This is a genomic window from Streptomyces sp. bgisy027 (genome assembly GCF_057710365.1).
The window spans coordinates 83719-109556 of the sequence record NZ_JBYIVZ010000031.1 but is presented as its reverse complement, the minus strand read 5'-3'; the positions used below and the strand labels follow the sequence as shown (position 1 = coordinate 109556).

Genomic DNA, 25838 nt, shown 5'->3' with positions numbered 1-25838 from the left:
CGTACGGCCCTCACTTGATCGTCAGGAACCGCTGCACGAGCGAGGCCAGCAGCACCGCGATGAGCGGCAGCGAGAACCAGAAGCTGCTCTGGAGCCGGCGCAGCTGCCGCACGCTCGGCGCCGTCGCCACCCGGACGATCTCGCGGGCCATCAGCAGCACGATCAGCGCCGCCGCCGCGAGCCCGCCGACCACCGACCACGGCGTCCACGTCACCTGCGGCCCGATGGGCCCGGGATCGGCCTTCGGCACCGCACCCGCCGGCTGCTTGCGCAACGCGTACATCGTCACGTCGGCATTGGTGAAGACCCGCTTCAGCTCCTGGCGCTTGTCCAGGTTCAGCAGCAGCCGTGTCTCCCAGCTCGCCGAATAGCCCACGTCCAGCCGGAGGTAGGTGACCTGACCCCGGTTGATCATCAGATACGAGTTCGGGCCCGCGTCCTTCAGCGCCTTCACCAGGCCCGACACCAGCACCGGGTCGACCGGCGCCTGCGTCGGCAGGTAGGAGACCTTCTCCATGTCCCGCGAGCCCCACGGCATCGCCGGTGTCACGTCGTTGACCGGGTCGCTGCTCAGCCACAGCAGCCTCAGGGTCGGATCGTCATGGGCGTACACGTACTCCATGGCGGCGACCTCGCCGGGCCGCACCCGTTCGAACGGCTCGTTGCCCCAGCGGGCCACCAGGAAGCCGCCCATCAGCACCAGGCCCGCCATCAGCGCGGCCAGCGGGGCCAGGCTCACCCGGTCCTTGTCGCGTTCCTTTGCGGTGACGCCGGTGCGCGGGAAGAACGCGAGCCCGGTCAGCAGCGCCGCGCCGGGCAGGGCGAACATGAACACCCGCAGGGCCATCTCACCGCCGTACGACTGCATCCCGAAGCCCAGGAACGGCACGAAGGTCAGGACGAGCAGTGAACGCTCCCGGTAGTGGTGGAAGCGCCGGCGCCACCAGCCCCAGCAGGCGAACGCCATCACACCGCCCGCCAGCAGCACACGGACGTACAGCACCAGCTTGTGGGTCGAACTGCCGCCCTCGATACGACCGGACACCGACGACGACACGTTCGAACCCACGCCGCCGACCCCGCCGAAGAGCTCGTCGAAGTGGCCCGACCAGTACGGCTCGGCCATGAAGCCGATCCACACCGTCACCATGACGCCGAACAGGATGGGCAGGCCGCGCAGTTCGGACCTGCCGACCAGGACGAGCGCCGTCAGCACGCCCAGCATCACGAACGGCGTGAGCTGGTGCGCCGGGACGCTCGCCGCGAACAGCCCGATGACCACCATCAGCAGCACGGCCCGCTGCCGCCGTTCCGTCGGCTCGACCTCCAGCTCGCCGGGCCGCCGCTTCGTCCAGATCACGCGTGGCGCGCGGAACCAGACCAGCAGGATCGCCGCGAACACCAGGTACAGCAGATAGGTGAAGCCCTGCGGCGAGAAGTAGTCCTGGCCCACCCAGCCGCTGAGCACGAACACCCAGATGCCGGTCCACTTGGCCCGCCAGCTCGCCCGCATGTGGCGCACCAGCAGGAACATCGGGACCAGGTACAGCAGCTGCATGGTCAGCGGCCACCAGCGGATGAGCTCGGTCGGGTCGCTGACCCCGCACGCCTGCGCGGCGAACGCGGCCACCGCGAAGAAGCCCGGCCAGCTCCAGCGCGCGTCCAGGTCGGGTACGGCCGAGCCGGTGCGGTCGATGTAGTCGAGGAAGCCCAGGTGCTGCCAGGCCGTCGCGAACCGCGGCTCGGTCTCGATCAGGGCGGGCAGGGCGTGCAGCGACACGACCGTCGTGAGCAGGGTGATCAGCAGCAGCGCCCGGTGCTCCCGGCCCAGCCACAGCAGCGACGCGAACGTCACCGCCAGCAGTGCGGCCCCGAGCAGCGTCGGCGGCGGCAGCACCGAGATCAGCCCGAGCCCGCCCATGCCGTCCAGGTCGCTCTCGCCGAGCCGCAGCGCGGGCACCCAGTACAGCAGCAGCGCGGCGATCAGCAGACAGCCGAGGATCACCCCGAGCCGGGTCGGCAGCAGTCGCTCCCGCCGGCTCGGCGCGGGCGCGTCGGCCGGGAGCACCGGCTCTTCGTGCAGGGACAGCTCTTCCGGTACGGCGGCCTCCTCCCCTACGACAGCCTCCTCGCGCTCCTCCGGTACGGCCGCCTCGCCCTTGCCGGCGTCGAACTCGTCCCCGAACGGGGCGTCCACCTCGGCCGGCTCGGCCGACGCCCGGGGCTCCTGAACCGGCAGACCGAACTCCGAGGCGCGGGCCCAGGCCGGGCGGTGCTCCGGCCGGATCCGCGGTGTGCCCGTGGGCGGCGTCCCCGGTCCGGGGCGTACGTCTGGCCGGCGTTCCAGGTGGTCGAAGTCGACGTGGATACCGAGCGCGAGGGTGTCGTTGTCCAGCGACCAGGCGGACCCGCGCCTGCGCGCCCCCTCGGGCACCTCGCGCGCCCCCAGGTCGGCGAGGTCGCCGTCGGGGGCGGCGTCCTCGGGCACCGCGCCCTGGGACGCCCGCACGGTCCGGTACAGCCTGGGCGCGGCGATCGCGACGATCACCGACAGGGACGCGATCTCGGCGACACCGGCGCCGGTCAGGCCCATGCGCGGGAGCAGCAGCAGTGTCAGACCGAGCACCAGGGCGCACAACAGGCCCTGGAGCCATGCCAGTCCGGCGGTGCGGCTCTGGGCACGCAGCACCGCGAAGTACGTCTCCATGACGACCCGCAGCAGCCCGCCGACCGCGAACCAGCGCAGCAGCGGGGTCGCCGCGTCCGCGTAGCCCGGACCGAACACGCCCAGGATCCAGGGCGCCCCGAAGAACAGGATCGCGGCGACCGGAAGCATGATCCGCGCCATACGCCTGAGCGCCGCACGGGTGTTGGCGGCCAGCCGGCCCGGGTCGTGCGCGCCCTCGACCGTGAGCGAGGCGCCCATGTTGATGGCGAGCAGATTGACGGTGCCACCGATGGTGGCCGTGATGTAGAAGTAGGCGTTGTCCTCGGACGAGACCTGCGCGGCCACGATCACGGGGATGAGGTAGACCACGGCCAGCGAGAACAGCGAGCCGGTGTAGTCGCCCGCCAGGAACCTCCCGATCTCCTTCAGCGACGGCGGACGGGCCTGCTCATCGGTCGCCGCCGCATGGCGTGGCACCAGCCGCCGGAACACCAGCCAGCCCAGCGGCAGCACCGACACCGCGATCGCCGCGACCCAGGAGACGAAGACACCGGCGGTGGGGATCGCCACCGCGAACGCCATCAGCAGACCCAGCTTCACCGCGGAGAACACGGTGTTGCCGACCGGCACCCACAGCGCGCTGCGCAGCCCGGTCAGCACTCCGTCCTGGAGCGTGAGCAGGTTCCAGGCGACGACGGCCACGACGAAGAAGAGCCCGTTCAGCGGCCCGTTCAGGAACCGGTACGACGGCCCCCACAGGTCCAGCGTCAGCAGGAAGACGCCCGCGGCCAGCGCCACGATCACACAACTTCCCGCGTACGTACGGAAGATCAGCCGGCCGCTCCTGCGCCCCGCGACCGGGATGAAGCGGGCCAGCGCGCCCGTCAGGGCCACCGCGGTGAGCCCCGCGAGGAACTTCATCGCGGCGATCGCGGCGGACCCCTGGCCGACCGCGGACTCGGAGTAGTAGCGGGCGGCGGCCAGCCAGAAACCCAGCCCCAGCACGGCGGAGACGCCGGTATTGATCATCAGGGCGTAGGCGTTGCGGAACAGCGGGCTGCCCCCGGAGGACCTGCCCAGGCCGGGCAGGCGAAGGCGGCGCCCCGACTGCTCGGGCGCCTTCGCGTCGGTCGATGCGGGCTCGGTCGTGGTCGTCGTGTCAGACACGGGAACGGATGGCCTTCCGGCGGACCTGTCGGGCTCTGCGGAGAACTGCGTACCCCTTGGTGAGGGCGCGGTCCCTGGCGAAGGTGCGGGCGATCGCACGGCCCTCGACCATCCGCCGGAACTCCTCGATACCGGTGGCACGGCGCACGGTGAGGCGGGTGAGCGCGTACGGTCCCTGCCGGCGCCGCGCGAGCCCGTTGTTGACGGCGAGCGCCTGGGCGTACCCGGTCTCGCGCACCGCCTCGCGCACCCGGCGGCTGGAGTAGCCGTACGGGTAGGCGAACGAGGCCGGGACGGTGCCGAGCAGGTCCGAGACGATCTCCTTGCACAGGATCAGCTCGGAGCGCAGCCTGCCGTCGGCGAGCTGGTCGAGCTGCGGATGGGTGTGGCTGTGGCCGCCGATCTCGACGTCCGCGGCGGCGAGTTCGCGCACCTGGTCCCAGTCGAGCATGGTGTCCAGGCCGCCGCCCGTGTCGTGCGGGCCCTTCAGCCATCCCGTGGAGACGAACACCGTGGCCGCGAAGCCGTGCTCGGCGAGCACGGGCAGCGCATGCCGGTGCACGCCCTCGTAGCCGTCGTCGAAGGTGATCAGCACCGGCCGCTCGGGCAGCGGTTTGCCGGAGCGCCAGCGCTCCGCCAGGTCGGCCGTCCGGACGGGGGTGAGGCCGAGGTCGCCGATCAGCGCCATCTGCTCCGCGAACGCCTCCGGCGCCACCGACAGTTGGCGGGTGGCGTCGTTCGGCGAGGTCGAGACGGCGTGGTACATCAGGATCGGTACCGGCGCGTCGCTCATCCCGCTCCCCCCTCGCCGCCGCGTTCCCCGCCGCCGGAGTTCCCTTCCGGCGCCGCCACCGAGTACGTGGCGCCGCCCCGGCGCGCCCGGACGCTCCCCACGACGTACCCACCGGCCGCCGTCAGCACCCCCGCCACGATCGCGCCCGCCCGGCCCGCGCCGCCCGGCCGGGCCAGTACGGCGTCCCGCAGCCCGCGCGCCACCCCGGCCGGCAGGACCCGGGTGGTGTACCGGCGCTCGGACTCCAGCCCCTTGCCGGCGCCGACACTCCGGGCCACGAGCGCCTTGGACAGGCCCTCGGCGTAGGTGCGCGTACGGAAGTACCGGAAGTGCTCGCGCGGTTCGGGCACCCGGTGGTGGATCACCGCGCGGTCGTCGATCAGCAGCACGGTGTCGGGCCTGGCCCGGGTGAGCCGGATGCACAGCTCCGTCTCCTCGCAGCCCAGCGGCAGCCGGTCGCCGTCGCGCCCGATGCCGGTGGCGAAGCCGCCCGCGAAGTCGAACGCGGTGCGCCGGAAGGAGGCGTTGCCGCCGAGGACGTTGCGCACCTGGACCCGCCCGTCCGGCAGGCCCCGGTAGGTGCAGCCGACGACCCAGTCGAACTCCTCCGGGAACCAGTCCGGCCGCCTCCCCGACGCCCAGATCGGCTCGGTGCGCCCGCCGACCGCCATCACGCGCGGGTCGGCGTACCCCGCCGCGAAGTACCGCAGCCAGTCGCGCTCGGCCACGGCGTCGTCGTCGAGGAACGCGACTACCTCGCCGCAGGAGGCGGCGATGCCGGTGTTGCGGCCGGCGGACAGACCGCGGGGGCCCGCGTTGGCGAGCACCCGCACGTCGGCCGCTTCCTTGTACTCCTTGGTCAGCCGGTCCAGGAGCGCCTCGTTGTGGTCGACGACCAGCAGCGTCTCCAGGGCCGGACACGCCTGCGCCCGTACCGAGGAGACCGCCGCGAGGATGTCCTCCCAGCGGTCCTCGGTGTACACGCAGATCACGACGGAGATGTCGGGACCGCTCAAGACGCCTCTCCCCGGACCGAGTGACCCGAGTGGACCGAGTCGAGCTTGGGGGAGTGCGCCGCGGCGGTGCGGCGGCGCAGGGCACGCCGGTTGGAGCGCTCCTTCAGGATGACCTTGAGCACCCGCAGCCCGTCCCGCACGGCCCGCAGATTGCTCGTGCCGTGGATGCGGAGGTACTCGTGGCTGGGTATCTCCTGCACCTTCAGGCCCGCCTTGACGACCCGGATGTTCATCAGGGTCTCCACCTCGAAGCCGGTGCAGTCGAGTTCGATCTTGTCCAGGCAGTGCCGCCAGAACGCGTTGTATCCATAGCAGAGATCGGTGTAGCGGGCGCCGAACTTGCGGTTGACGGCCGTGCACAGGGCCCAGTTGCCGAGCTTGCGGATCGGCGTCATGTCGTCGGTGCCGCCGCCGTTGGCGAAGCGGGACCCCTTGGCGAAGTCGGCGCCCGAGACCAGGGCGGAGACGTAACTGACGATCTCCTGGCCGTCCGCCGAGCCGTCGGCGTCCACCATCACGATGATGTCGCCGGTGGCCGCCTCGAACCCGGTGATCAGGGCATCCCCCTTGCCCCTGCCGCGCTGCCGGACGACCTTCACCTCGGGCCACAGCTCACGGGCCACTTCGACGGTGTCGTCGGTGGAGTTGCCGTCCACCAGGACCACTTCGTGGATCCAGTCCGGAAGGGTCTTGAAGACGTACGGCAGGTTCTCCGCCTCGTTCATGGCCGGGATCACCACGCTCACCGGCGGCGTGATGGCCAGGTGAGAGGAGATGGGCCGGTACTTGCCGACCGGTGACGGATCCTGGTCCGCGACCGCCGGGCGCAGGAAAGAACTCATGAGTCAGGTCCCTCTCGTCCGGTGGACCGCCCGCCCCTGGGCGGCCCGGCTGTGTGTCCGGTTCGAAAGGGGGGTCTCTCACTCACGGCACGGCAGAACGAATCCCCGTACGCGTGTGGTGAGCTGGCATTTCTGGCCGGCCACCCGAAAAGCGGCAGCCGGTCGCGCGGCACGACTCGGACTCAAGTGCGGACACCTTCACCGAGCACCCCCCTACCGCGCCCCGCGCCGGGACCGCCGCGGTCCTTGAGCCCTCCCCTGGAGCCGCGGCCGATCGTCCGATGCGAGTGAGATATAAGACGGTATTGACGATTGAGCCAGTATGGCAAGAGCTGGAACGAGCCCTCACGTTTTTGTCGGTTTGACCGGAGTTAGCTATTTCCGGACCGGATCTTCCCCATACGTTTCAGAAGCCGGTCCGCCGGTTCGAACAGCTCCGGCCGGGTCTGCACGGTGTTGCGCAGCGCCCGGACCGGGGCACGGCGTGCCCGGTGTCCGAACGCGACCGGGTGACGCCTGCTCACCCACCCCTCCGACACCGTCAGCTCGCGTGTCTTCAGGGAGTCCTTGTACTCCTTCTGGCCCCGGCCGAGATCGAGATGAGCGATCCCGTCGGCGGCGGCCGCCTCGGCCATGCGCAGATGCAGGACCAGGCCCGGCGAGTACTTCGAGAACGCCGGGTCGTACGCCGGGAACCAGCAGGCCAGCACCCGTTCGGTGCGCAGCCCGAAGTGCGCGGCGATCGGTCTGCCGCCGGCGTACAGCACCGACAGGATCCCGGCGAACGGCTCCGAGCGGGTGTGGAAGAGCTGCTCCACCAGGAGCGTGATCCACGCGTGCGCGAAGCGGTCGCTGCGCCCGGTCCTGCGGTACTGCGCCGACTTCCAGGCCATCAGCGTGCGCAGTGCCGCCGGGTCCCGCTCGTCGTGCACGTACCGCACGCCGTCGTGGTCCCGGCCGAGCCTGCGTTCCTTGGCGAGCGTCGTCCGAGTGAACTTCGGTGACCGCTCCCGGAGTCGGGTCAGATACGCCTCGTACCCCTGGTCGACGTCCATGACCGGGGACGGGAACGTGCCGGAGGCCTCCGCCCCGAACGCCGCCTGGCCGTCCACCAGGTGGTCGAACTCCCATACGGCGAGCCCGCACGCCTTCAGCAGTTCCCGGGCCTCCCAGGTGAACCCGGGCCGGTGGACCACGCCCTGGGCGTCCGAGACGCCGAGGCCGATGGCCCGGCCCACGCCGGACGCGGTCCGCTGGAACGGGAAGAACGCGGCCGGCTCACCGCCCTCCCGTACGACCGCGATGCGCACCCCGCGCCGGCAGCGGCCGACGGCGAGGGCGAACTCGGGCGACAGGAAGGGGTTGGCGAGCTCGGGCGAGCCCTGGAGATGGGCCTTGGACTGCATCGATGTCCATGCCGCCCGGTCGGCGGAGCTGAGCTCGCCGGGACGGTACACGCTGATGTCCACGTCAGTCAGTCCGCCTTCGGGTCGTACGGCCGCTCAGCCGCCGCAGCAGAACCAGCAGGAGAATCAGGGCGCTGATCGCGGTCACGGCCACGATTCCGCCGCGTACCGACCACCGGTGCACGGCGAGCATGCCCTGGGTCACCAGCATGTTGACCACGACCGCGCCCGCAACCGAGGCCACGGTCCGGCCGAACGGTTCCAGCCCGCGCAGCGCGGCGGCGATGGCCCCGGCCGGTGCCGCGAGCAGGAAGAACAGAGTGAAGGGTCCGCGCAGCGCCGCGTCGGAGTCGACCAGCGCGAGGACCGCGCCGATCACCGCCACGGCCGTCGCGGCGCCCGCGAGCAGCGCCGTCAGGTCCCTTCCCGGACCTGGTCGCGCACGCTCGGCGTCCTGAGCCGAGTCTGTCTTGATACGTGCCTTGATACGTAAGGTCTGCATTGGCGACTTTGCCCCCCGAAGCGCCGGATGCCGGGCTTCAATGTGGCTCAGTGCCGCAGTGGTCGTCAAGATGCGAACGACCTCTTGACATGTGTTCGGTTCCCGCCGCGCGCGAACGGTCCCCGCAGGCGCGGGGCCTGGGGGGACCGCTGGTTCAGGTGATGTTCGGACGAGTCACGGAACGAGCTTCAGCAGCCGGTTCGGGGAGCCGCTGCCCCGCTGGTTGTCGCGGCGAGCCGGATCGGAACGTCGCCCATGGGCAGGGCACCGCGATGCGCGGAAAAGTTTTGGCATGGACACTTCCCGTCAACACGCGTAGTTGGTACGACGGTTATGGCAGAGATCCTGCTATAGGGAGGTTCCATGAGACGTTCCCGACTTTCCGTATACGTCGCCTCACTCCTCCTCGCCGTCGGCACCGCCCTCACCGGGGCAGCCACCGCGCAGGCCGCCGACTCCGCCGCGATCGGCGGGTACGTGGCCCTCGGCGACTCCTACTCCTCGGGCCTCGGCTCGGGCAGCTACATCGGCTCCAGCGGCGACTGCAAGCGCAGCACGAAGGCGTATCCCTACCTGTGGGCCGCCGCCAACTCACCCTCGTCGTTCGACTTCACTGCCTGCTCGGGCGCCCGAACGGGTGATGTGACCGCCAGTCAACTCGGTCCGCTCAGCTCCGCCACCGCACTGGTGTCCATCTCGATCGGCGGCAACGACGCCGGTTTCGCGGACATCATGACGACCTGTGTGCTCCAGTCCGACAGCGCCTGCGTCTCACGCATCAACACCGCCAAGGCGTTCGTCGACTCCACGCTGCCCGGCCGGCTCGAAACCGTGTACTCGGCCATCCGGGCCAAGGCCCCGTCCGCCCATGTGGTCGTGCTCGGCTACCCGCGCTTCTACAAGCTGGGCGTCTCCGGGTGTCTCGGCCTGTCCGAGACCAAGCGCAAGGCGCTCAACGGGGCCGCCGACTACATCGACGCGGCCACCGAGAAGCGTGCCCTGAACCACGGGTTCGCCTTCGGTGACGTACGGACCACCTTCACGGGACACGAACTCTGCTCCGGCAGCTCATGGATGCACGCCATCAACTGGCTCAACATCCCCGAGTCGTACCACCCGACGGCCGCGGGCCAGTCGGGTGGCTATCTCCCGGTCCTGAACAGCGCGGCCTGAGACCCCCGCCGAGCAGCCGCGTCTACGACTCCGGCGATGTGCTCGGCGTCTGTGAGACCCCGCCCGTCGGGGTCTCCGTCTCACATGTCACCGAGAACGGCACCGAGTCGGACTTCGTCTTCACCGGGTCGCGGACCTCGACGCTGATCCGGCCCTCGAAGGTCCCGTTGTCGTCGTACGTCGTGACGAACGCCCGGTCCTGCTTCGTCCGCCCGCCGCCCTCCGGGAACGACAGGGTCTTCCAGCCCTGGTCCATCACCTTTCCGTCCTCGGACACCCAGCGATAGGTGACCTCGGCCGGCAGCCGCCCCACCGTGAACGAAGCCGTGAAGGCGGGCGCCTGACCGCTCGGCGGCGGACACGCCCCGGAGTACTCCAGGTTCGAGCCCGTCAGCGCCACCTGCACCGTCTGCGGCGCCGGCGCGCTGGTACGGCTCTCGCTCGGACTCGGCGAGGGACTGTCGTCCCCACCGGAGCCGCCCTCGTCCTCGGTCTCCTTCTGCGAGGTCCCGCCGCCCGCCTGGCTCGTGGTGCCGTCGTTCCCCTCGTTCCCGCCGCCGCCCCCACGGTTGAGGAGGGCGTAGGTCAGCCCCGCCACGGCCAGCGCGAGGACGGCGATGCCCGCGATCAGGGTGAGCGCGGCACGCCGGTTGCGGTCCGGCCGGACGGGGGCCGTCGCCGGACCGGGAGGCACGGGCCGGGTCGGGTCAGGCGCGGGGACCGGGGCCGTCGGGGCGGTCCGCGACGGAGCCGGGAACGCCGCGACGGTCGGGGTGTACGGGGTCGCCCGCACGGTGCCCGCGCTCACCGTGCCTCCCGCTGCGACGATCCGCAGATCCTGCTCCGCCTGCCCGGCAGACAGCCGTTCGGCCGGGTCCTTGCGCAGCAGCCCCTCGATGACGGGGGCCAGCGGACCGGCCCGGTGCGGCGGGGGCAGCTCGTCGTCGACGATCGCGCGCAGGGTGCTCAGCGGGGTGTTCTGACGGAACGGGGAGTTGCCCTCCACCGCCGCGTACAGCAGCACACCGAGGGACCACAGGTCCGACTCCGGGCCCGGTGTGCGGCCCAGCGCGCGCTCCGGGGCGAGGAACTCGGGGGAGCCGATGACCTCGCCGGTCATGGTCAGCGCCGAGCTGCCCTCGACCATCGCGATACCGAAGTCGGTCAGCACGACCCGGCCGTCGTTCGACATCAGCACGTTGGCCGGTTTCACGTCCCGGTGCAGCACCCCGGCGTCGTGCGCGGCCCGCAGCGCGGACAGCACCTCGGCGCCGATGTGCGCGGCACGCTGCGGACTCAACGGGCCCTCGGCGTCCAGCAACTCGGCCAGCGAGATGCCGCGGACCAGTTCCATCACGATCCAGGGCCGGCCGTCCTGCGCGGCCACGTCGTACACCGTGACGACGTTGCGGTTGGCGACCCGCGCCGCCGCCCACGCCTCGCGCTCCAGCCGGGCGTACATCCGCTCGACCTCCGACGTGGCCAGCCCGGCCGGCGCCCGCACCTCCTTGACGGCCACCTCGCGGTGCAGCACCTCGTCGCGGGCCCGCCACACGGTGCCCATGCCGCCCTCGCCGAGCGGGGACAGGAGGCGGTAGCGGCCCGCGATCACCCGTTCACTGCCGTGTTCTTCGGACACGGGCGTCCCCCATTCGCATCCGTGCGAAATCTCCACTCCGTGCGATTTCTTCCCAAAAGTAGCTCAGCCGAGTACGGATGCCGCCCCCTTGAACACCAATCCGGCCCCGAGCAGCACGACCAGGAGCGCGGACGCCAGCGGGGCCGTCCTGCGCAGGAAGGTCGTGACCGGGTGCGCGGTCCAGCGAGGGCGCCTGTCCAGTACCCGGGTGACACCGGTTCCCAGCTTGACGACGGCGAACCCGGCCGCCGTCAGGGTCAGGGCGAGCCCGACGCCGTACGCCACGACGAGCAGCAGTCCGAACCACGCCTTGCCGAGCGCCGCCGCGCCGACGAGTACGACGACCGCTGATGGACTGGGGACCAGCCCACCGGCGAAGCCGAGGAGGATCGTGCCGCGGAGGGTGGGGGCGGTGGAGTGGGTGTGGGAGAACCCGCCGTGGGTGTGGGTGAGCAGGCCGTGCTTGTGGGTGGGGTTGTGGGGGTGGGGGTGGGGATGGGAGTGGGGATCCGCGTGTGCGGGGACGTGTGTGTGGGCGAGGGGCCGGGTCGCTGTGGGGGTCTCGGTGGGGGTGTGAGTGTGGGCGGCCACCAGGACCGGTTCGCGGTCGTGGTCGTGGGTGTGCTCGTGGGGGTGGTCGCCGTGGTCGCCGTGGTCGCCGTGGTCGTGCGGATGCTCGTGGTCGTGGTCGTGGTCGTGTGAGTGCCCGTGCCCGTGCCCGTGCCCGTGCCCGTGCTTGCGGATGTGCCAGGCGCGGCGTACGAGGGTCGCGCCCGCTGCGAGTACCAGGGCGCCGCTCGCCAGGCCAAGCCAGGTGATGACCGAGGGCGCGGCGGCCGAACCGGCGGTGATCAGCAGGCCCAGGGCGACCACGCCCAGGGTGTGGGTGACCGTCACCGAGGCGGCCAGGGGCATGACGTCCTTCAGGCGAGCCCGGCCGCCGCGCGCCGTCGCGACGGCGGCCATGATGGTCTTGCCGTGGCCGGGCGCGAGCGCGTGCATCGCGCCCAGGAAGACCGCGATGACCAGGGCGAGCGCGGCGAAGCCGAAGGTGAGTTCGTGCCGGGAGACCAGGTCGTCCAGGGCGCGCGTCCAGCGGTCGGCGCCGCGCGGCAGGACCGAGGCGGCGGGGGCGTCCTGCTCGGACTCGGCAAGGGCGGGGCCGCCGGGGCGCACGCGTAGCGAGGCGCTCGCGGTGTCGGCCGGGGAGGAGAGCAACTCCTCCGGATACCTGGTCAGTTCGCCGGAGACCGAGGTCTTCGGCACGTCCGACGCGGTGAGCGTCATACGGTCGCCGCGCGCCGTGATCTCCCGCCAGCCCGGACCGGACTCCGCGCCCGCGCTGCGGAAACCGAGGGCGACGGTCGCGCCCTCGGAGACGGACGCCGAGAGCCGGCACTCCACCCGGAGCGTGTCGAGGCCCGCCTGGCCGGGGCGCACACGCGCGTGGCTGCTCTTCAGCGTCAGTTCGACCGTACGGCCGGCGACCGTGACCTCGCTGCCCCGTGCGGCGCTCTCGCAGCGCTGCCGGGCCCACGCCGTCATGCCCGCCTTCTCGATGTCGGGCTTCGCCTGTGTCGCCGGGATCTCGGCGAGGTCCTCGACGTGGTGGACGCGCAGTTCGCCGGGGGCGAGGACCAGGCCGTCGTAGCGGTTGACGGTGAAGTTGCCGAGGGGGTGCGCGCTCGCGGGAGGGGAGGCGAACAGCGCGAGCGCGCAGGCCGCCGTCAGGACGGCGGCGCCGGAGGCGAACAGACGACGGGGAGTCACTCGGCCACCTCCAGGTCCTTCAGCGCCGTACGGGCCTGACGGGCGCCCAGCGGGGAGAAGCCGGGGTTCAGTTTCAGCGCGGCCGCCAGGTGCTCGCGGGCGTCCTCGGCGTTGCCCGTGGCGTGCTCGATGACGCCCCGGTGGTAGAGGAACGCGGCGTTGCGGTAGCCCGTGGCCGTGGCCTTTCGGGCGTACGGGAGTGCCTCCTCGTCCTTGCCGTTGACGTGCAGCGCCCAGGCGAGGGCGTCCGCGGTGTGCACGGTCCGCCGGCGGTCCCACTCGGCGCGGGCGGCGCGCAGGGCGGACTTCCTGTCGCCGTGGTCGGCCGCCGCGAGGGCGGTGTCGAGGTCGGCGTTGACGCCGTTGGCGCGGGCGAGGGCCGTCCAGGCGTCGACGAGGGCGTACTGGTCGTCCGCCTTCACCTTGTCGCCGGCCGACTCGTACAGCTCGCCGAGTTCCACCAGCGGGCCGGGGAGGGGGTAGCGGGAGACGACGTCCTCAAGGCCCTTGAGCGCGGCTTCCCTGTCGCCGCCGGCGGCCTGGGCACGGGCGCGGCCCTCCAGGGCGGGGAGGTAGTTCTCGTCGGCGGCGAGCGCTCGGGCGTAGTGCGTGAGCGCGGTGTCGTAGTCCCCCTGGTTCCAGGCGAGTTGGCCGAGCTGGGTCGCGACGTACGCGAGGTCGCCGGGGGAGACGGCGGAGGAGAGCGCCTGTCGCAGTACGCGCTCGGCCGTGCGGACGTCACCGCGCAGCTCGTGTACGTAGGCGTAGCGGGTGAAGACCGGGATGCCCGGGCGGCGGTCGTCGGCGGTGTCGGCGGCCTCGGCCGCGTCGGCGTAGCGGCCGAGTTCGACGAGGGCGTCGACGCGGGTGCACAGGGCGCGTTCGCTGTAGGGGTTCACCTTCAGTGCCTGGTCGGCGTACTTCAGGGCGTCCTCGAAGTCGTGCCGCGCGGCGGCGAGGGCTGCTCGGCCTGCGAGGGCCTGGTCGTTGTCGGGGGACAGGGCGAGTGAGCGCTTGAACGCCTGTTCCGCCTGGGGGTAGCGGGAGGGGTCGCCCTTGGTGCGGGCCTGCTCGACGTAGGCGAGACCGAGGGTGGACCAGCTGCCGAAGTCCCTGGGCTGGTCGCGGAGGTGGGCCTGGAGGGAGGCGATGCCGGTGTCCAGGGCGCCGGTGGTGAGCAGACCGGGGGAGACAGCGGCGGAGGCCGGGGCGACGCGCTGACCCGTGTTGTCCCGTGCCGCGCCGAGGGCGATGGAACCGGCGGTGAGCGCCACGGCCAGCAGCGCCGTGCATCCGGCGAGATGCAGTGCCCGGTGACGCCGTCCGGCGGCGGCGAAACGGCGCAACGCGGCGACACGATCCTCGCTCCCGCCGCCCTTGCCCTTCGTGTCCTCCAGGGGCTCCGCCGCTTCGACCCCGTCGGGGGCTGCCGCCCCCGAGTCCCCGCTTCGGCCCTGAACGGGCCTCGTCCTCAAACGCCGGACGGGCTGGGGTGCCTGGGCCGGCGTCGAGAGGTCGCGCCCGTTCTCCTCGTTCCCGGGAGCGCTGTCGTTCGTACGCGGGGCCATGCCTCTCCTCAATCGGCTTTCCAGCAAAGGTTGTTGCCATGTGCGACGGCGCGGCCCGCGCCGTGGGGGATGAGTACTTCGCGGGCCGCGCCAGTCAGTGGGGCGTTCGGCAACGCCCTCAGGGGCGCGGGGAGCTGCGCGACCGGCCACAGCCGGCCGGCACCCGACCAACAGCCGTTCCCCGCCCCCCGCGGAGCGTCTAGTACGCCCGGTCCCGCATCCGGCGCCACCACATCAGGGCCCCGCCGATGAGGAGGATGCCCAGGGCGCCGGCGCCGGCCGAGCCGGCGATCAGGGCCATGTTGTCGGTGCCGCCGGAGGCGCCGGCCGGCTGGAGGGCGTCGCCGAGCTGGCTGCGGACGTCCGTGCCGCCGTCGGTGCCCTTGGCGAGCGGGCCGCGCGAACCCTCGGTCGGCAGGGCGACGTACGGGAAGGCCTTCTCGAAGTCCTTGTCGTTCTTGTCGACCGCGTCGCCCAGGTCGTTCTTGGCGCCCACCAGTTCGCCCTCGACGACCTGGAGGGCGGCGTCGATGACGTCGTCGGTGAGCCGGCGGCCGTTCGGGAAGCCCGCGTTGTCGCCGTCGAGGACACCGAGCCGCTTGGGCTTGTCCGTCGGCTTGATCGACGTGTTCAGGCGCAGCTCCTCTGCCGGGCGCACGTGCGGCGGCTGGTTGAGGCCCTTGACGCCCTTGAGGAAGACGTCGACCAGGTCGTTGCGCGGCTCCTTGGGCGCCGGGATCTTGTAGATCCCCTCGATGAGCTTCGGCAGCTCGGGGTTGGTGACGTTCTTCAGGAACTGGGCGTCGTCCCAGGGCGCGGACGCGTTGAACTTGTCCTTGTCCTTGATCGGGTTGACGACCTCGTTCACCAGCGGGTTGCCCAGGCGCGAGACCTGCTCGTAGTAGCCCTTGGCGTTCTGCCGCTGCGTCGTCGACCAGATGCCGACGATCGGCTGGTCCGCCGACTCGGTGATCATGTGGGTCGGGACCTGGAGGGCTATGGAGTTGACGTTGTAGCCCTTGAGCGTGTCGTTGCCGACCTCGGAGAGGTTCCCGCCGTACAGCAGGTCGAAGACGCGCAGGTCCAGGAAGAACGGGTCGTCGGCCTGGCCGGCGAACGTCGTCGTGCCGCCGTGCAGCTCGTGCACGGCCTGCTCGCGCAGCTTGGCGTAGTCCGGCATCGACGCCTTGCCGACGTTCGAGGGCGCCACCGGGACGTCGTTGGCGATCTTCGTCTTCGAGACCGGCTTCTGGTTCCTGAGCTTGATCAGCTCGATGTCGTACGTCTGCGTGACGTTGAGGTCCGGGTCGTCCAGAGACTCGACCGGACCCGTGTTGTACAGGAACGTCTTCTTGTTCTTGACGTGCGTGTCGAAGGTGAACCGGTACAGCAGCTCGCCCTGCGCGTCACCGTTGTTGTCGATGTGGAGGTCGTACTGCGCGTCCTCCGCGAAGGGGAAGAAGTTCGGTCCGCCGGCCGGTTCCTCGAACGGGATCCAGTTCGCGACGATCGTCGTCGTGTCCGGCTTGTCCGGGCTGACGAACGCGTACACGTCCGTGTTGTCGTACTGCGGGGTCCCCGAGATGAGCGGGGCCTCCCGGTGGCTGGAGGCGGAGGCCGCCCCCGGTTCCAGCGCGGCGACGCCGGCGGCTGCGAGCCCCCCGGCGGCCAGCGCACCACATACGAGGGTCGCGAGGCCCTTGCGTCCCGCACCGCTCCTGGAATTAGGTGTCATGCCGTCCGTCCTCAGTCCCAACTTGCCTGACGCACCGGGATTCGGAGCGGGGGGCGGGCCGGATTGGTCGATCTCGAAAACAAATTTTTCTGGCCGTCCGACCCGCTTTTTCGGTCCGTTGATCCGTAACCCCATCCGGAGGTGTGTTCGTTGCGAATACCTCGTGGGACAAGGCGGCCGAGATGCGGTCTGGCTGGAGGGGGAGACGAGTTGGAGGCGGACGAGCTGCTGGTGCTCGTGGCGGGCGGTGACCAGAAGGCCTTCGAGGAGCTGTACGGCCTGGTCTCCGGCCCGGTGTTCGGGCTCGTGCGGCGTGTGGTGCGCGACCCCGCCCAGTCCGAGGAGGTGGCGCAGGAGGTGCTGCTCGAACTGTGGCGGTCCGCGGCGAAGTTCGACCCGGGCCGGGGCAGCGCCCTGTCCTGGGTCCTCACCCTCGCCCACCGCCGCGCCGTGGACCGGGTGCGCAGCGCCCGCGCGGCCGGTGAGCGCGAGCAGCGCGAGGCCCTGCGCGCGAACCACCCCGCGTTCGACCACGTGGCCGAGGAGGTCGAGGCCGGCCTCGAACGCGAGTGGGTGCGCCGCTGCCTGGAGCGCCTGACCGCCCTCCAGCGTCAGTCGGTCACCCTCGCCTACTACGACGGCTACACATACCGTGAAGTGGCCGAGCGGCTGTCACTGCCGCTGGGCACGGTCAAGACCCGGATGCGCGACGGACTCACCCAGCTGCGCAAGTGCCTGGGAGGAGTCGCGTGAGCTTCGTCGACCGCCTGCTGCGCCGCGAGGACCTGCACTCCCTCGCCGCGCCCTACGCCCTGGACGCGCTGGAGCCCGGCGAGCGGCTCCGCTTCGAGAAGCACCTGAGGACCTGTGACAGCTGTGCCGCCGAGGTGCGCGCGCTGTCCGAGGATGCCGTCCGCCTCGCCTGGTCGACGGCCGCCGCGCCGCCGGCCGCGATGCGCGACCGGGTCCTGGCCGCCGTACGCGCCACTCCGCAGGAGCCCGTCGGGCGGGAGTCGGCACACGCGCGGGCGCCGCAACTGCCGCCGCACGTGTGGGGCACCCAGCCGCCGCCGCGCTCCCGTGCGCCCAGGACGCGCCCTTTGTTCGTGCCGTTCGCGACGGCCACCGCCGCAGCGGCCCTCGTCGTCGCTGCCCTCTTCGCCGTCCAGGCGAACCGGACGCAGGATCAGCTTCAGGCCCAGCAGGCGCGGGCGAGTGAGATCGCTAACGTTCTGGGCGCTCCCGACGCCCGGGCCGCCGCCGGCGAGGACGCCGAGGGCAGGACGATCGGAGTGCTGGCCTCCGCATCGGAGGGGCGCGCCGTCGTCACTCTGAGCGGATACGGCGAACTGCCGAGCGGCCGGGTGCACCAGCTCTGGCTCATGCGCCCCGATGTGCAACCACGCTCCCTGGGGCTTTTCGACGGCGACACGCCCTTGGTCGCGTCCGGTCTCGACAAGTCAGCGACGTCACTGGCTGTGACCGTCGAGCCCGGCGGGGGATCACCGCAACCCACCAGCCAGCCTGTTGTCCAACTCGCCCTGAAATCGGTCGGATTCGGAGAGTAATCGGGAACGAGTCGTCAACACCCTTACGGGGAAGGTGAATCCTGTGACCGCGATACACGAGTGCCTCACCGGGACGATAGGGTTAACCTGCCCGGGCCGGGTGGACTCGTACGGGTGGGGAGTGACATGGATCAGATAACAGTGCGCAGCAGGGCCAGGGTCCCTGCGATCACCTGCGGGAGCAGCGCGACCAGCTCGCGTCTCGACCGCCATCTCTCGGTGCTGGCGGGTCCCGCCGTGCCCCAGCGGGAGGCGGCCGAGGCGACTTCGCTCATGCTTGAGCTGACGACGCGTGACAAGACGCACGAGCGCAGCGACCGTGGTGCGCGGGTCCGTCGGGTCTCGCTGTTCGCCCCGCTGCGCCGGCTCCGGCGTTCGCTCTTCGGCGGGCGCTGAGTCACACCGGCGTTCCTCGCGCGACTCACGAGGCCCGCGCCCGGTGGCAGGCTCCGTTCCGACACCGCGCTGTCGCCGCCGTCATCCCCACGGCAAGCAGCGGTGCCCCGGAGTGCTACCCGAGCGCGGGCACGTCCCCCAAGTCCACCCCGCCTCGTTCACCGGCCCGCGTCCTGTGCGCAACGCCCCAGTCGCGCACGGACGTTGACGAGACGGCTCTTTCGAACCCCGGTCCTCCCCACCCGGGGCGTCAGCCCTCGCCGCGCCCGTACCGCCGCACGGCGAGCGGCGCGAACACCGCGAGCAGTACCGCGCACCACATCAGTGACCCGGCGACAGGGTGTGCGACCGGCCAGGCGGCGTCCTGCGGCACCGACGCGTTGCCGAACAGGTCCCGCAGCGCCATGGTGACCGCGCTGATCGGATTCCACTCGGCAAGGGTGCGCAGCCAGCCCGGCAGACCGTCCGTCGGAATGTAGGCGTTGGACAGCAGCGGCAGGATGAACGTCGCCCCGCCCAACTGGCCGGCGGCCTCCTCGCTCCGGGTGAGCAGCCCCAGGAAGATCCCGATCCACGTCGTCGCGAACCGGAACAGCAGCAACAGCCCCACGGCGCCCGCCGCCTCCGGCACGGAACCCTCGATCCGCCAGCCCACCGCGAGCCCGACCAGCAGCAGCGGCACCGTCCCGGCGGCCGTCACGACCAGATCGGCCACCGCCTGCCCGAGCGGTACGGCGGCCCGGCTCATCGGCAGTGTCCGCAGCCGGTCCATCACCCCGCGATGGGTGTCCTGGGCGGCCTGGAACATCCCGGTCATGATCCCGTTCGCCGCGGTCGCCACCAGCAGGCCCGGCACCAGGAAGGACCGGTACTCCGCGCCCGGCATCGCCAGCGCGCTGCCGAGGACGTACCCGAAGAACAGCAGCATGGTGATCGGCATCGTCTGCGTCAGGATCAGCAGGCCGGGGTTGTTGCGGATCCGCCGCAGCTGCCGGCCCAGCATCGCGCCGCCGTCGTACGCCAGGGTGCTCATGCGGCACTCTCCTCGGTGAGTCGCAGGAAGACGTCGTCGAGCGTCGGCGGCTGGATGCTCGCGTCCAGCAACGGCACCCCCGCCGCGTCGAGTTCGCGCACCAGCCGGGGCAGGGTGAGCGTGGCGTCCCGGGTGACCGCGCCCACGGAGCGCCGGTCGTGGTCGAACGACGGTTCCGCGCCGGTGAGTTGATCGAGTACGGCCGCCGCCTTGACCAGGACGTCGGCGTCGGCGACGACGACCTCCACCTGTGCGCCGATGGTCGCCTTGAACTGGGCGGGCGAGCCGCGGTGTGCGACCCGTCCCCGGTCCACCAGGGCGATGTCGTCGGCCAGTTGGTCGGCCTCCTCCAGGTACTGCGTGGTCAGCAGCACCGTCGTGCCGTCGGCGGTCAGCTCCCTCACGGCGTCCCGGATCCGGTTGCGGCTCGCCGGGTCGAGGCCGGTCGTGGGCTCGTCGAGGAAGAGCACGTCGGGGCGGCGCACGAGGCTCGCCGCGAGGTCGAGGCGGCGGCGCATCCCGCCCGAGTACGTGGACGCCTGCCGGTCGGCCGCCTCGGTCAGGCCGAAGCGGTCCAGCAGCTCGGCGGCGCGCTCCGCCGGCCCGCGCACCCGGTGCAGCCGGGCGAACAGGCGGAGGTTCTCGCGGCCGGTGAGGTCGCCGTCGACCGAGGCGTACTGGCCGGTGACGCCGATGCTGCGGCGGACCGCCGCCGGGTCCCTGAGCAGGTCGTGCCCCGCGACCCGGGCCGAGCCGGCGTCCGGCCGCAGGAGCGTGGTCAGCAGCCGTACGGCTGTCGTCTTGCCCGCGCCGTTCGGGCCGAGGAGGCCGCAGACGGTGCCCTGCACGACGGCCAGATCGAGTCCGCGCAGGGCGTGGACCTCGCCGAATCGCTTCTCCAGACCTTCACTAAGTACAGCGTACGTAGAAGTCATGGGTCGACCATAGCGCACTACGTACGGTGTACGTAACTAGGATGGTGGCCGAGGTGATGATCGATGGCAGGCAAGGCGGCCGAGCCCGGAGTGATCTGGGCGCGTCCCGAGCGGACCGGGCGCGGTCCCAGGCCCGCGTTCACGCGTGCGGACATCGCGGCCGCGGCGGTGCGCATCGCGGACGCCCGCGGGCTGGATGCCGTGTCCATGCGGCACGTCGCGGCCGAGCTGGGCTGCGGGACGATGTCGCTGTACAACTACGTCCCCCGCAAGGAGGACCTGCACGAGCTGATGATCGACGCGGTGGGTGCCGAGCACGAGATCCGGGAGCCCTCGGGTGACTGGCGTGCCGACATGATCCGCAACGCGCAGGAGACCCGCGGCATCATGCACCGCCACACCTGGGTGCCGCGGCTGATGTCAGGGGTGTACGGCTTCAGCCCCAACACCCTGCGCTATCTGGAGCACTGTCTGGCCTGCCTCGAACCGCTCGACCTTCCGTACAGCGTGAAGATGGAGCTGGTCGCGCTGCTCAACGGGGTCGTGACGACGTACACCGCGAACGAGATCGCCACCGCCGAGCGCACCCGGTCCATGCCGTGGTCCGAGGAGGAGGAGAACGCGGTGCGCATCGCCTACCTCGGGAGCCAGGTCGCCACCGGCCGGTATCCGCACCTCGCCGCCGCCTTCACGGCGGACAGCGGGCCGATCGATCTGGAGGGGGTGTTCCGGCGGGCGCTGGAACGGGTGCTGGATGCTTTTGACCCCGACCCGCGCTAGGAACAGTTGACCCCGGCCCGCGCCAGGTACAGTGCCGCGCCCCAGAGGAGCGCGGGCGCTCAGATCAGCGCGAGTTGGCCCTCCGGGCCCTCCTCGTGACCGTCCAGCACCGATGCCGGCCTGCGGGTCGCGTCCGGGACCGGCAGGACGCCCGCCTCGCGGAGGTCGGCCCTGGTGATCGGTGCCGTCAACTCCTGGTCGAGCGGCCGGAGTTCCGCCGACAGGGCCAGGACCGTGATCAGTTCCAGCAGTTCCGAAGTCCACGCCTGTGGCCAGGTCGGCGGGCGGATCGCCGCCAGGGTGCCCGGTTCGGGCTCCGTGACGCGGGCGGTGAACCACTGCTCCAGCACCTTCACGCCGGCCACCTCGTAGTCCCAGGCCTGCGGCGGGACCGGTGAGATGCGGCCCTCGCCCAGCAGCAGGGTCTCCTCGTCGCGGTCGTAGTCCAGCGTCAGCGGACGGGAGGGGAGCGGCGCACGGACGTACGGGCGGCGGCCGCCGGGCAGCTTCGGGCGGTCGCCGTTGCGCCGCATCAGCCACAGGGCGCGGTGGCCCGACTCCACGCCGCGTGCCCAGAGTTCCGGGTCGGCGGTGAGAGGGACGGTGAGGTCGGGGCGTACGGCCGCCACCGTCCAGGCGAGGAGGTCCAGCGGCGCGAGCGGCCCGCTCAGCCGGTCCTGGAGGTGCTCCGCGAGGCCCGGCGCCAGATTGGGTTCCGTGCCGCCCGGGCGGCGGTACAGCGGGCGGATGCGTCCCGGGCGGACCAGCGGGAGCGCGGAGGTCGCCAGCAGGCCGGACTCCGGTGTCTCCAGGACGAAGACCTGGTGCTCGTCCAGCACCCGCCACAGCTCCGGGCGGGCCGCGTCGATCAGCCGGTGGTCGGGGATCAGCCACTGCTCGTCGAAGGGGGCGTGCAGGACGCGCACCGGCTCCGGGCAGGGCCCCGTGGCGCGGACCAGCTTCTCCGTGCCGGCGGAACCGCCGGGCAACTGGCCGACCGCGGAGTGCAGGGTGCGGGAGCGGGTCGGCTCCAGCAGAGCCTCCCGGTCCGGGCCCTCGGCCTTGACGAAGGCGTCCCAGCGGGCCTTCAGGGTCGCCGGGTCGGGGCCCGCCGGCCACCCCCGGCCGAGCCGCGGCGGTGCGACGGACCACGGCATGAGGTCCGCCAGCGGCGGAGCGTCGTCGTGCGTCACGCTGGGCATCGTACGGCCTGGATCCGACACGGTGGTCAGGTGGCGTCCAGGGTCACCGTGAAGGAGAAGCGGTCGCCCCGGTAGTGGATGACCACCGCGTCCAGCACGCACCCGGCCGCGTCGTACGTCACGCCCGTGTAGTGCAGGATCGGGCTCAGCAGGGGCACTTGGAGCAGCTTCGCCGTCTCCGGATCCGCCAGGCGCGCCTCCACGGTGTCCGTGATGCGGCTGATGTCCGCCCCGACGACGTCCCGCAGCACCTTCGTCATCGGCCAGCGGACGAGGTCGTCCAGGTCGATGCGCGCCGCGAGTTCGGGCCGGACGTAGTTGCGGGCGTGGTTGGTCGGCTCGCCCGTCTTCTCGTCGCTGCGCAGGCGGTGGTACGTCGCCACCTCGTCGACGTCCGGGAAGTACTCGGCGAGTTCGGCCGGCACCCGCGCCCGGCCGTGGTCCAGCAGTTCGGTCGCCATGCCGGACTGCTGGGCCACGATCGCGTCCACCGAGCCGAGCAGCCGCACGGGGGCGCCCCGGCGGGCGTCCGGCTCGATGAACGTGCCGCGCCTGCGATGGCGCGTGATCAGGCCCTCGTCCTCCAGCTCCTTCAGCGCCTGCCGCATGGTCAGCACGCTCACGCCGTAGTGCTCCGCCAACTGCTCCTCGGTGGGCAGCCGCAGCGGGTCCTGCGGTCGGCGGCCCAGTATCGAGGCGCGCAGCGACTGCGACACCTGGTACCAGAGCGGCAGCTTGCGGTTCAGGACGATCGAGTCCGGGGCGAAGGAGGTCACTGGGCCATCCGTACCGGTAGGGGATCTCTACTGCAAGGGGCGGAAGCGACGCTCCATGCCGAGCCAGACGTCGTCATAGCGCTGTTGCAGGTGGTCGGCCCCCGCCGCCTGCGGGGTCAGCGTCACCGGCCAGCGGGTCTCGAACATGAACGCAAGACCGTCGTCGATCTTCTGCGGCTTCAGCTCGGCCGCGCTGGCCCTGTCGAACGTCTCCCGGTCCGGGCCGTGCGCCGACATCATGTTGTGCAGCGAACCGCCACCGGGCACGAAGCCCTCCGCCTTCGCGTCGTAGGCGCCCTCGACGAGGCCCATGTACTCGCTCATCACGTTCCGGTGGAAGTACGGCGGCCGGAAGGTGTCCTCACCGACCAGCCAGCGCGGCGCGAACACCACGAAGTCGACACCGGCGAGACCCGGGGTGTCCGACGGGGACGTCAGCACCGTGAAGATCGACGGGTCGGGGTGGTCGTAGGAGATGGTGCCGATCACATTGAAACGGCGCAGGTCATAGACGTACGGCACATGGTTGCCGTGCCAGGCGACCACATCGAGGGGTGTGTGGTCGTACATGGCCGTCCAGAGGTTGCCGCAGAACTTGTTGACCACCTCCACCGGGCCCTCGACCTCCTCGTAAGCGGCCACCGGCGCCTTGAAGTCGCGGGCGTTGGCGAGGCCGTTGGCACCGATCGGGCCGAGGTCGGGGAGGTGGAAGGGCGCCCCATAGTTCTCGCACACATAGCCGCGGGCTGACTCATCCAGCAGCTCCACACGGAAGCGCACCCCACGTGGAATCAGCGCCACATGTCCCGGCTCCACATGCAGCAGCCCGAACTCCGTGCGCAGCAGCAGTCCGCCGCGCTCCGGGACGATCAGCAGCTCACCGTCGGCGTCGCTGAAGACACGGTCCATGGAGGAGTTGGCGTGATACAGGTGCACGGCCATGCCGGTGCGCTGGGCCGCGTCGCCGTTGCCGCCCAGGGTCCACAGGCCGGCCAGGAAGTCGGTGCCGGGCGTGGGCTCGGGCAGCGGGTTCCAGCGCAGGCGGTTCGGGTCCGGCACCGACTCCGTGAAGGGCGCCGTACGGATCGCGCCGTTGTCCGTGCGCGTGAACGCCGGGTGGGCGGCCGACGGACGGATGCGGTACAGCCACGAGCGGCGGTTGTGCGCCCTCGGCTCGGTGAACGCCGAACCGCTCAGCTGCTCCGCATACAGGCCCAGCGGGGCGCGCTGGGGTGAGTTCCGGCCCTCGGGGAGGGCGCCGGGCACCGCCTCCGAGCTGTGCTCGTTGCCGAAACCGGAGAGGTAGGCCAGCCCTTCCGCGGTCTTCCGCGCTGCCTCACGCCCGAACACGCCCGCGCGGGAGGTGCCCCCATCGCTCATGATCGCTCCCTTGAGATCTGATTCCTATGCTTCACCGTAGGATTGCGATTTCCCGGGCGCAAGAGATCGGCCGGTCCTCCTCTGCGGGTACGACCGGAAACGGATGCCGACCCGACTCAAGGGGGATTCGGGGTGTCGGACCGGTGTTCTAGTCTCCGGACATGTCATGGACCCGGAGACAGCTCGCCGCGTCGGCGGTCTGTGTCCTGCTGCTGACCGCATCCGCCGGGTGCGGGTCCGGCGACGCCGGGGACGGCGTGTCGCCCTCCCCGGTGGGCAAGGTCCTCGACGACACGGACGACGACGGGCGGCACCTCCGGGAGGTCGGCAAGGACGAGGCGCCCGAGGTCGCCATCGAGGTCCAGCCGGACCCCGACGGTGACGGCAGGGGTGGCTGGGACGTCAGGCTCACGGTGCGCGCCTTCCGCTTCTCGCCCGCCGGTGCCGAGGCGCGGGCGGTGGCCGGGCGCGGGCTCGCGTACCTCTTCGTGGACGGCCGTCTCGTCACCAGGCTCCGCACCCCCGGCTACCGCCTCCCGGCGGACCTCGTCCCGCGCGGCACGCACCAGGTCACCGTCCGGCTGTATGCCGACGACGGCACGGCGTGGGCCGTGGAGGGCGACCCGGTGGAGAGCACGGCCGACGTCACGGCCTCGGAATCGGAGGCGCAGGAATCGGAGGCGCAGGAATCGGAGGCGCGGACGGCGACGGGGGCGACTGAGCCGTCGGCATACGCACCGACGGCGTCCACCCCTGTGCCGAGAGCGGCACTGAGTGCGACGGGTACCCGCTTCCGTACCGGGGGGCAGGGTTCACCGGACCGAGTCGGAAAGGCATCATGAGGACCGTGCCACATCCAGCAACGCTTCGCCGGGCGCCCGTGCAGCGGCGCAGCGCAGAACGGCTCACCCGGATCCTCGACGCCTGCGCCGACCTCCTCGACGAGGTCGGCTACGACGACCTGAGCACCCGGGCCGTCGCCCAGCGGGCCGGTGTCCCCATCGGCTCCGTCTACCGGTTCTTCGGCAACAAACGCCAGATGGCCGACGCCCTCGCCCAGCGCAACCTCGAGCGCTACATCGCCCGGGTCACCGAGCGCCTGGAGGGGACCGCCGACGGGGGCTGGCGGGTGGCGATGGACGCCGTGCTCGACGAGTACATCGCCATGAAGCGCACCGCGCCCGGCTTCTCGCTGGTCGACTTCGGCAACCAGATCCCCGTCGGCACCCGCCGCGAACCCAACCACCGCGTCGCCGACCGCCTCACCCGGCTGCTCTCCCGCTACCTCGACCGCGAACCGGACGAGGATCTGCGCCGCACCTTCCTGGTCTCCGTCGAAACGGCCGACACGCTGGTCCACCTGGCCTTCCGGATGGCTCCGGAGGGTGACGACCGGATCCTGGAGGAGGTCCGGGAACTGCTGCGGGCGTACCTGGCGCGCGTGCTGGACTGACCGCCCGCCGCGGCCGGTCCTGCGCGGCGCGGGACC

General features: G+C 71.6%; 22 protein-coding genes. 7 read left to right on the top strand and 15 right to left on the bottom strand.

Translation table 11 applies throughout. From position 1 onward, the window contains the following. Nucleotides 1-10: 10 nt before the first annotated feature. From AC3ETA_RS29115 to AC3ETA_RS29090, 6 genes are all read right to left on the bottom strand, one after another. The gene (locus AC3ETA_RS29115; protein WP_432195866.1) at nt 11-3835 is read right to left on the bottom strand and encodes a lipopolysaccharide biosynthesis protein; all 3825 of its coding nucleotides are present in this window, start codon (nt 3833-3835) and stop codon (nt 11-13) included. Next, nucleotides 3828-4628 carry a polysaccharide deacetylase family protein gene (locus AC3ETA_RS29110; protein WP_432195865.1) on the bottom strand — a complete coding sequence of 267 codons (801 nt, stop codon included), beginning with the start codon at nt 4626-4628 and terminating at the stop codon, nt 3828-3830. Before AC3ETA_RS29110 ends, AC3ETA_RS29115 begins: the two co-directional genes overlap by 8 nt. Continuing rightward, complete coding sequence (locus tag AC3ETA_RS29105; protein WP_432195864.1) at nt 4625-5644, bottom strand: glycosyltransferase family 2 protein; 1020 nt, start codon at nt 5642-5644, stop codon at nt 4625-4627. Before AC3ETA_RS29105 ends, AC3ETA_RS29110 begins: the two co-directional genes overlap by 4 nt. Continuing rightward, nucleotides 5641-6486 (bottom strand): glycosyltransferase family 2 protein, encoded by an 846-nt coding sequence (locus AC3ETA_RS29100; protein WP_432195863.1) that lies wholly within the window; start codon nt 6484-6486, stop codon nt 5641-5643. Before AC3ETA_RS29100 ends, AC3ETA_RS29105 begins: the two co-directional genes overlap by 4 nt. Nucleotides 6487-6857: 371 nt before the next feature. Further along, nucleotides 6858-7955 carry a GNAT family N-acetyltransferase gene (locus AC3ETA_RS29095; RefSeq protein WP_432195862.1) on the bottom strand — a complete coding sequence of 366 codons (1098 nt, stop codon included), beginning with the start codon at nt 7953-7955 and terminating at the stop codon, nt 6858-6860. 1 nt (nt 7956) lies between these two features. Further along, nucleotides 7957-8394: a hypothetical protein gene (locus AC3ETA_RS29090; RefSeq protein ID WP_432195861.1), complete on the bottom strand. Its 438-nt coding sequence runs from the start codon at nt 8392-8394 to the stop codon at nt 7957-7959. A 363-nt stretch (nt 8395-8757) separates the two neighbouring features. Here AC3ETA_RS29090 and AC3ETA_RS29085 point away from each other — a divergent pair, with 363 nt between their 5' ends. After that, the gene (locus AC3ETA_RS29085) at nt 8758-9567 is read left to right on the top strand and encodes an SGNH/GDSL hydrolase family protein (RefSeq protein ID WP_432195860.1); all 810 of its coding nucleotides are present in this window, start codon (nt 8758-8760) and stop codon (nt 9565-9567) included. Nucleotides 9568-9589: 22 nt separating this feature from the next. Here AC3ETA_RS29085 and AC3ETA_RS29080 read toward each other — a convergent pair whose 3' ends face one another. The 4 genes from AC3ETA_RS29080 to AC3ETA_RS29065 form a co-directional block, all read right to left on the bottom strand. Beyond that, nucleotides 9590-11206, bottom strand: coding sequence for a serine/threonine-protein kinase (locus AC3ETA_RS29080; protein ID WP_432195859.1), 1617 nt, complete (start codon nt 11204-11206; stop codon nt 9590-9592). A 63-nt stretch (nt 11207-11269) separates the two neighbouring features. Then, a complete protein-coding gene (locus AC3ETA_RS29075; protein WP_432195858.1) occupies nt 11270-12976 on the bottom strand; it encodes a nickel transporter in 1707 nt (568 codons plus the stop codon). Then, nucleotides 12973-14544: a tetratricopeptide repeat protein gene (locus tag AC3ETA_RS29070; RefSeq protein WP_432195857.1), complete on the bottom strand. Its 1572-nt coding sequence runs from the start codon at nt 14542-14544 to the stop codon at nt 12973-12975. Before AC3ETA_RS29070 ends, AC3ETA_RS29075 begins: the two co-directional genes overlap by 4 nt. A 199-nt stretch (nt 14545-14743) precedes the next feature. After that, nucleotides 14744-16279, bottom strand: coding sequence for a DUF4331 domain-containing protein (locus AC3ETA_RS29065; protein ID WP_432195856.1), 1536 nt, complete (start codon nt 16277-16279; stop codon nt 14744-14746). Between the two features lie 210 nt (nt 16280-16489). On the opposite strand from AC3ETA_RS29065, the gene AC3ETA_RS29060 reads away from it, so the two are divergent. The 3 genes from AC3ETA_RS29060 (at nt 16490) to AC3ETA_RS29050 (ending at nt 18243) form a co-directional block, all read left to right on the top strand. Continuing rightward, on the top strand, nt 16490-17032 hold the full coding sequence (locus tag AC3ETA_RS29060; RefSeq protein WP_093745449.1) for a sigma-70 family RNA polymerase sigma factor: 543 nt from the start codon (nt 16490-16492) through the stop codon (nt 17030-17032). After that, nucleotides 17029-17847: an anti-sigma factor gene (locus AC3ETA_RS29055; protein WP_432195855.1), complete on the top strand. Its 819-nt coding sequence runs from the start codon at nt 17029-17031 to the stop codon at nt 17845-17847. Before AC3ETA_RS29060 ends, AC3ETA_RS29055 begins: the two co-directional genes overlap by 4 nt. A 126-nt stretch (nt 17848-17973) precedes the next feature. Continuing rightward, nucleotides 17974-18243, top strand: coding sequence for a hypothetical protein (locus tag AC3ETA_RS29050; protein ID WP_030956439.1), 270 nt, complete (start codon nt 17974-17976; stop codon nt 18241-18243). A gap of 250 nt (nt 18244-18493) precedes the next feature. Here the strand turns inward: AC3ETA_RS29050 and AC3ETA_RS29045 are convergent, their stop codons facing one another. Both AC3ETA_RS29045 and AC3ETA_RS29040 read right to left on the bottom strand, forming a co-directional pair. Continuing rightward, nucleotides 18494-19276, bottom strand: coding sequence for an ABC transporter permease (locus AC3ETA_RS29045; RefSeq protein WP_432195854.1), 783 nt, complete (start codon nt 19274-19276; stop codon nt 18494-18496). Continuing rightward, nucleotides 19273-20211 carry an ATP-binding cassette domain-containing protein gene (locus AC3ETA_RS29040; protein ID WP_432195853.1) on the bottom strand — a complete coding sequence of 313 codons (939 nt, stop codon included), beginning with the start codon at nt 20209-20211 and terminating at the stop codon, nt 19273-19275. The genes AC3ETA_RS29045 and AC3ETA_RS29040 overlap by 4 nt, the downstream gene beginning before the upstream one ends. 63 nt (nt 20212-20274) lie before the next feature. Between AC3ETA_RS29040 and AC3ETA_RS29035 the strand changes: the two genes are divergently transcribed. Further along, entirely contained in the window at nt 20275-20991 is a 717-nt protein-coding gene (locus AC3ETA_RS29035; protein WP_432195852.1) for a TetR/AcrR family transcriptional regulator C-terminal domain-containing protein, read from the top strand. Nucleotides 20992-21050: 59 nt separating this feature from the next. On the opposite strand, the gene AC3ETA_RS29030 is transcribed toward AC3ETA_RS29035, so the two are convergent. Genes AC3ETA_RS29030 through hmgA form a run of 3 tightly spaced genes read right to left on the bottom strand, consistent with a single transcriptional unit; the run spans nt 21051 to nt 24349 of the window. Next, entirely contained in the window at nt 21051-22193 is a 1143-nt protein-coding gene (locus tag AC3ETA_RS29030) for a type ISP restriction/modification enzyme (RefSeq protein WP_432195851.1), read from the bottom strand. A gap of 26 nt (nt 22194-22219) precedes the next feature. After that, nucleotides 22220-22969 (bottom strand): GntR family transcriptional regulator, encoded by a 750-nt coding sequence (locus tag AC3ETA_RS29025; RefSeq protein ID WP_432195850.1) that lies wholly within the window; start codon nt 22967-22969, stop codon nt 22220-22222. Between the two features lie 27 nt (nt 22970-22996). Next, entirely contained in the window at nt 22997-24349 is a 1353-nt protein-coding gene (gene hmgA, locus AC3ETA_RS29020) for a homogentisate 1,2-dioxygenase (protein ID WP_432195849.1), read from the bottom strand. A gap of 161 nt (nt 24350-24510) precedes the next feature. Here hmgA and AC3ETA_RS29015 point away from each other — a divergent pair, with 161 nt between their 5' ends. Both AC3ETA_RS29015 and AC3ETA_RS29010 read left to right on the top strand, forming a co-directional pair. Then, nucleotides 24511-25191: a hypothetical protein gene (locus AC3ETA_RS29015; RefSeq protein WP_432195848.1), complete on the top strand. Its 681-nt coding sequence runs from the start codon at nt 24511-24513 to the stop codon at nt 25189-25191. Beyond that, on the top strand, nt 25188-25802 hold the full coding sequence (locus AC3ETA_RS29010) for a TetR/AcrR family transcriptional regulator (RefSeq protein ID WP_432195847.1): 615 nt from the start codon (nt 25188-25190) through the stop codon (nt 25800-25802). The genes AC3ETA_RS29015 and AC3ETA_RS29010 overlap by 4 nt, the downstream gene beginning before the upstream one ends. Nucleotides 25803-25838 lie beyond the last annotated feature (36 nt).

What these genes read in the sequence shown, in the direction of transcription:
- AC3ETA_RS29110 (WP_432195865.1), bottom strand. Translation starts at nt 4,628, where the DNA reads ATGAGCGACGCGCCGGTACCGATCCTGATGTACCACGCCGTCTCGACC.
- AC3ETA_RS29100 (WP_432195863.1), bottom strand. Translation starts at nt 6,486, where the DNA reads ATGAGTTCTTTCCTGCGCCCGGCGGTCGCGGACCAGGATCCGTCACCG.
- AC3ETA_RS29090 (WP_432195861.1), bottom strand. Translation starts at nt 8,394, where the DNA reads ATGCAGACCTTACGTATCAAGGCACGTATCAAGACAGACTCGGCTCAG.
- AC3ETA_RS29085 (WP_432195860.1), top strand. Translation starts at nt 8,758, where the DNA reads ATGAGACGTTCCCGACTTTCCGTATACGTCGCCTCACTCCTCCTCGCC.
- AC3ETA_RS29070 (WP_432195857.1), bottom strand. Translation starts at nt 14,544, where the DNA reads ATGGCCCCGCGTACGAACGACAGCGCTCCCGGGAACGAGGAGAACGGG.
- AC3ETA_RS29065 (WP_432195856.1), bottom strand. Translation starts at nt 16,279, where the DNA reads ATGACACCTAATTCCAGGAGCGGTGCGGGACGCAAGGGCCTCGCGACC.
- AC3ETA_RS29050 (WP_030956439.1), top strand. Translation starts at nt 17,974, where the DNA reads ATGGATCAGATAACAGTGCGCAGCAGGGCCAGGGTCCCTGCGATCACC.
- AC3ETA_RS29045 (WP_432195854.1), bottom strand. Translation starts at nt 19,276, where the DNA reads ATGAGCACCCTGGCGTACGACGGCGGCGCGATGCTGGGCCGGCAGCTG.
- AC3ETA_RS29040 (WP_432195853.1), bottom strand. Translation starts at nt 20,211, where the DNA reads ATGACTTCTACGTACGCTGTACTTAGTGAAGGTCTGGAGAAGCGATTC.
- AC3ETA_RS29035 (WP_432195852.1), top strand. Translation starts at nt 20,275, where the DNA reads ATGGCAGGCAAGGCGGCCGAGCCCGGAGTGATCTGGGCGCGTCCCGAG.
- AC3ETA_RS29030 (WP_432195851.1), bottom strand. Translation starts at nt 22,193, where the DNA reads ATGCCCAGCGTGACGCACGACGACGCTCCGCCGCTGGCGGACCTCATG.
- hmgA (WP_432195849.1), bottom strand. Translation starts at nt 24,349, where the DNA reads ATGAGCGATGGGGGCACCTCCCGCGCGGGCGTGTTCGGGCGTGAGGCA.
- AC3ETA_RS29015 (WP_432195848.1), top strand. Translation starts at nt 24,511, where the DNA reads ATGTCATGGACCCGGAGACAGCTCGCCGCGTCGGCGGTCTGTGTCCTG.
- AC3ETA_RS29010 (WP_432195847.1), top strand. Translation starts at nt 25,188, where the DNA reads ATGAGGACCGTGCCACATCCAGCAACGCTTCGCCGGGCGCCCGTGCAG.